The sequence below is a fragment of the Alteromonas sp. BZK5 genome (assembly GCF_014349115.1).
Classification (GTDB): domain Bacteria; phylum Pseudomonadota; class Gammaproteobacteria; order Enterobacterales; family Alteromonadaceae; genus Alteromonas; species Alteromonas macleodii.
In genome coordinates this window covers 1-5,299 of record NZ_JACSOE010000144.1, presented here as the reverse complement: position 1 = coordinate 5,299, position 5,299 = coordinate 1, and the positions used below count along the sequence as shown (strand labels likewise).

General features: G+C 44.3%; 4 protein-coding genes. 3 read left to right on the top strand and 1 reads right to left on the bottom strand.

The window, feature by feature from the left end; translation table 11 throughout:
- Both BIZ39_RS20175 and BIZ39_RS20170 read left to right on the top strand, forming a co-directional pair.
- On the top strand, positions 1-511 hold a 511-nt coding region (locus BIZ39_RS20175; protein WP_187447876.1), incomplete at its 5' end, for an endonuclease/exonuclease/phosphatase family protein.
- A gap of 102 nt (positions 512-613) precedes the next feature.
- Complete coding sequence (locus tag BIZ39_RS20170; RefSeq protein WP_222936721.1) at positions 614-3,472, top strand: diguanylate cyclase; 2,859 nt, start codon at positions 614-616, stop codon at positions 3,470-3,472.
- Between the two features lie 61 nt (positions 3,473-3,533).
- On the opposite strand, the gene BIZ39_RS20165 is transcribed toward BIZ39_RS20170, so the two are convergent.
- Positions 3,534-4,412 (bottom strand): DUF417 family protein, encoded by an 879-nt coding sequence (locus BIZ39_RS20165; protein WP_187447875.1) that lies wholly within the window; start codon positions 4,410-4,412, stop codon positions 3,534-3,536.
- 263 nt (positions 4,413-4,675) lie between these two features.
- On the opposite strand from BIZ39_RS20165, the gene BIZ39_RS20160 reads away from it, so the two are divergent.
- Positions 4,676-5,134 (top strand): hypothetical protein, encoded by a 459-nt coding sequence (locus BIZ39_RS20160; protein WP_187447874.1) that lies wholly within the window; start codon positions 4,676-4,678, stop codon positions 5,132-5,134.
- Positions 5,135-5,299 lie beyond the last annotated feature (165 nt).

Below are 5,299 nucleotides of genomic sequence, written 5' to 3'. Positions count from 1 at the left end.
CATACTTGCTATGCATCCAACACCACCTAATTTCGATGGAAGCGAGGATCGCAACGGCAAGCGCAACTTTGACGAAATTAGGCTTATGGCAGATTATCTTTCTCCGAATAAAGGGGCCTACATTTACGATGATAATGGCGAGAAAGTCAGCCTGTCAGAGAACGCGCGTTTTGTACTTGTTGGTGATTTTAACGCGGCGGATATTGGAGATAAACATCGCGAGGGTGTGATTGAACAGTTGACCGAGCACCCGTTAGTTAATAACGACATCATTCCAACAAGCGCAGGTGGTGCAGGCGCGTCAGGTGCAGAGTTTAGTAACCGCTTTACTGCCTATTGGGGAGCTAGAGCTGACTATGTTTTGCCATCTCGATTTGGCTTCGATGTGAACGATGCTGGCGTTTTCTGGCCTGCAAAAACCAGTGACCTATATCGATTAGTTAAAGACCGCGAAGCCAGCTCAGATCACAGGTTAGTTTGGATTAGCTTGTCGTTGACCGAAGATAACTAAAAGCCACAATTTTTGTGTTAGTTAATAGATAGATGTATTATTACACTGTCTATCTAATAACGTACCGAGAAGCCATTGAAGTTTGTGTCTCGCACTTTTGTGATGTGTTTTATGTGGGTGATACCCATAGATGGCTTTTCGGTAGAGTCTTCTCAGCTCATGCCGCTCAACCGGTATTTCCCTCAATCGTGGGGAACGAAAGACGGGCTTCCTCACAATAGTATTCACGCATTAGCACAAACGTCCAATGGGTATCTATGGGCGGGTACCTGGGAAGGTGTAGCTCGGTTTAATGGTCAGCAGTTCACTGTATTTACCCGCGGCGCGCAAACAGGATTACCAGACTCCGGCATTCGAAGCTTGTATTACAACAAGCCCCGCGACGAGCTACTTGTGGCAGGAAACCGAGGCGGTGTAACGTCGCTTATCGCAGAGCAGTGGCATGCTCAAGCGCCCCTGTCTTCAATGGTTAATCATGCATTCAGAGACAGTAATAACGTGTTGTGGTTTGCGCTGGAAGACACGGGGATTGCAATGAGAACGCCTGACGGCACGCAAAAAGAATACATTGTAAATTCGAGTGCTTACCGCATAATCGAAGACGGATTTGGCGTAATCTGGTTTGCAACAAATCAAGGCTTGTTCAAATACATAAACGATAAATTTCAGCTAGCTGTACCCGACCACAACATACTCTCTGGTCCATCATTTACTCTCGCTCTTGATAGCAAAAAACGTGTTTTAGTTGGCACAGAACACGGTGTTTGGCAGCAAAAAAACGGTACCTTTGCGCTACTTCACAGCTCACTTGCCGACAAATCAATTAGTAGTATTTTGCTTGATCATCAAAATAGCATTTGGGTAGGCACCATCAATCATGGCCTTTATCGTCTAAGTGACTTAGGTCTAGAAAAACTGGATGCGACAACAGGTCTTCCCAATAACCGCGTTTTTTCACTGCTTGAAGATTTGGAAAAAAATATCTGGATTGGCACTAATGGTGGTTTGTTTAGGCTGCGTCGTGCGCTATTTACCACATTCTCGCAAAGCCAAGGAATGAGTGGAGACTTTTTGCGAACTGTTTTGCAAACGTCTGATGGCAAACTTTTATCAGGTGGAAGTGCTGGATTAGATATATTTTCCAATGATGCGTTTTCCAGCGCATCGCTCACTACAGGTGAAGCTTTCTCTGTACTCAGTTTGGCAGCGGTAACTGAAGAGGTAACGTTAGTCGGCACCTACACAAAAGGTGTGCTGCGATATGAAAACGACCAACTTACTCCTTACCTCAATAGACATTTAGGGTTACCGAGTAATGAAGTAAGGGCCATTCTTTTAGCGAGTGATAACAGTGTTTGGTATGCCACGGCGCAAGGTGTAGTTCAACAAACGCCAGATGGAAAGCTAAGCCATTTCAATGAACAAAATGGGCTACCTGCCCATTTTTCGATGGGCTTGGCAGAAGATCGTGAAGGACGAATCTGGATTGCTACAGGGATAGGGCTCGCCTATATCCAACAGGGTATTGTGCACGTAGTTTCGTTTCCTGAACATTCAGATGCGCAGCACGCGTTCAGTTTTAGCGTTGTTGAAAAGGGAACTTGGATTACAACCGATCGAGGACTTGCGTATTTTGACAATGCTACTCAGGCACTTAGTGTAATCGAAAAGTCGCAGGGGCTTCCCGTAGATAAACTGTTTTCAATCGGTATAGATCACAACAGCGGTGTATGGCTAAGTTCAAACCAAGGGGTCATTCTCACTTCACTATCAAGTCTTAAGGAGTGTCTGACATATCCAAGTGCATTATTGGAATTTGAACATTTTAAGGAAGAAAATGGCCTGGCGAGTATTCAAATCAATGGTGGATCACAGCCATCTCAGATTGTCGATGTAGACGGAAATGTTTGGCTTCCTACTGCGAAAGGGCTCGCTACAGTGACGCCTGCAAACCTTGCCATGTTGAGTGAATTCCCTATTCCGGTAAGTATAGAGGCGGTACTACTGGACGGTGCTGACCAGCAATTTGATACGGATAAAAGGGAAGTAGACGTAACGCCGTTAACCACGCGAGTTGCGTTTCAGTATGCAGGGTTGGGTTTCGCTATGCCTTCGCGTATAGAGTATCAGGCTATGTTAGTAGGATATGACCAAGATTGGGTTAACCGTCATCAATTTAGAATGACTGAATACACTAATTTAGCACCTGGTCGTTATCAGTTTAAAGTACGTGCTCGTTACATTGGAGGCACCTGGCAAGAGATTACGTCACCATTTTCTATTCGCGTGCTCCCTAGCATTTATCAGACATTTGCTTTTAAATTCTCGGTTTTTCTTTTCTTCTGTTTTGTTATCTATGCACTTTATAAAGTACGTTTTCATCACTTGAAAAAATCAGAAATGATTTTAAAACAAAGGGTCGATGAACAAACCAGATCATTAGAATTACAAACCAAGCGGTTCGAGTTCCAAGCAACTCATGATGATCTAACCGGTATTGCAAATAGACGAGCATTCGACCGCTGGCTTGTACAATATTTTGAAGAGGCTAAAGCGAAACAATCTCCTCTATGTCTTGCCGTTATCGATATCGACCATTTTAAACAGGTAAATGATCAGTACTCTCACTTAGTAGGGGATAAAGTCATTACTGAGGTGGCCCGTATATTAAATCGCGAAGTTCCGCATTATGCTAAATGTGCAAGGTGGGGCGGCGAAGAGTTTACTGTGTTGTTACCCGAATATGACTTGGTAAATGCAAGGGTAGCTATGGATCATGTTCGAAAAATCGTGGCAGCACATGATTTCAGTTTTATAGCGCAAACGCTGAAAGTCACAATCAGTATTGGTGTAGCAAGTGCCGATGGCGCGAGAGATCACGACAGAATGTTAACCCATGCCGACCAAGCACTTTACACTGCAAAAGAAAATGGCCGCAACCAAGTGACCATTTTCGAATAAACGATAAGTGAGGTAGTTGTTAATTACTACAACATCTTTAACCTGACTTTGCCGTAAAGCCTTACTGTGGCGATTGGCCCAACTGCGCTTCTTCGCGTTCTCGTGAAACTGCCTCGAACAGCGTAAAGTAAGCCACCACAGCAAGATTAGCGACAAACCAAAGGTCTTTAATAACGAACTGACCTAGGCGGTTGACGATAGTCGTGCTGTTAAAGGTATCCGGCACAGTAAACAAAAACGTTTGTGTCATCAGAAAAACCGATAAACAAGCCAGTCCGCTCGCAATGATCACCGGCTTGTTCTTAGAAAAGATGCCCGCACCCAATAGCAATGCAAAGAGGACATCAAACCCACCAATTACATTCGATGCCCCCTGTACGCTAAACACTGCATATAGCCACGACATAAACGGTGACGTTTCAACTAGCCCCACAATCGCATTAGCTTCAAACTCGAAAAACTTCATGCCTCCTATCCATAATAAGACCATGGCTACAGGAGCAAAGTTGAGGTATGTCAGTTGCTTGTGCGAAAATTTTTCGCGATAAAACAAGAATAGGAAAAGCGGTAATACTGCGAAGTACTTGATGATGCCTTGACCGCTGCCAATAATCGGGAAGCCCCCTAAATCGGCCATCCATCTTGTTGGTGATAATAACGTCAGCAATGGAATGGCAGTTACAAAAGCGGCATATAGTGTTACTGCTTTTGCTGAAACAAGGTTAAAACGTGCTGCAATGGTCATTAACGGTAGCAACAGCAACGCGATACCAGAAAAAGCACCAAGGGCACTCTCGCTCAACATAGTGTCTAACGAGTAGAATTTAAATGTAGCGATAAGTGCATTGGGGTTTGCACCCAATAAAAACGTTAGGCCAAGAACTGCGAAGCTAAAAGTGAGCAATGCGGTGACCATGTTTTCGGTTTGGTTTAGTGTCATAAAGCGTCCGTAAATACTGCTAGTTTTGCGAAGTGTATGTAGAGACCCGTCGAGGTAGCACTAAAATTTCATAGGTTTGATAATTTATTAGGCATAGCGCAATAAGCAAATAAGGATTTATCGACAAAATAAGAACTTATCTAATAGCGGTTGTCATAAGTAGCAGCGGTCTTAAATAAATTAGTTCTTAAGTAATGTGGGGCTTAAATAGTTTGGCTTTTAAATAGTAGTGGTTTAAAAAGTAAAATAAATTGAGAGAAAAAATGAAACAAGCAAGCAGTAGAGCACAGAAGCGTTTTAGGATCTGGTTAATAGCAGGCGTGTGTGCAGCGTTGTCTGCTTGTGGCGCTCAGCCCCCAGAACCTATTGATGAGCCAATCGCGAGTGTTGAAGACGTCGAAAGATTAGAGCAAGTTGTTGATACCTCATTGCCTTTGGTACAGCAGGCCTATTCCATTGAGTCCGAAAAAGTGTGCGATAAACACGGTGGTAACTGGAAGAAAGTAGGCCGACAGCAGGCGCATGCTTGTGCGCTCCCAGCAAACGATGCCGGTAATGCGTGTAATGACAGCAGCGAGTGCGAAGTGGCTTGTGTTACGGAAAACAATAATATGGAAGCGGGAGAAAAGGCGCGCGGCGTGTGTTTAGAAAGTACGGACTTATTCGGCTGTAGAGCCTATGTGTCTAACGGCGTTGTGGAGCATACCTTGTGTGTTGACTAAGAGGTTGTTTAGCAAACGAACGTTGAATGAAGCGCACGCCATCGGCAATGCGCTTCACAACAACACGGGAGCCTGTAACAGATTCTGTGTAACTGCCATTAGTTAATGTGCTTTTCGAGTCGTTCCTCGAACTCGATAATAAAACGACTCATCGCCTGACGCCAG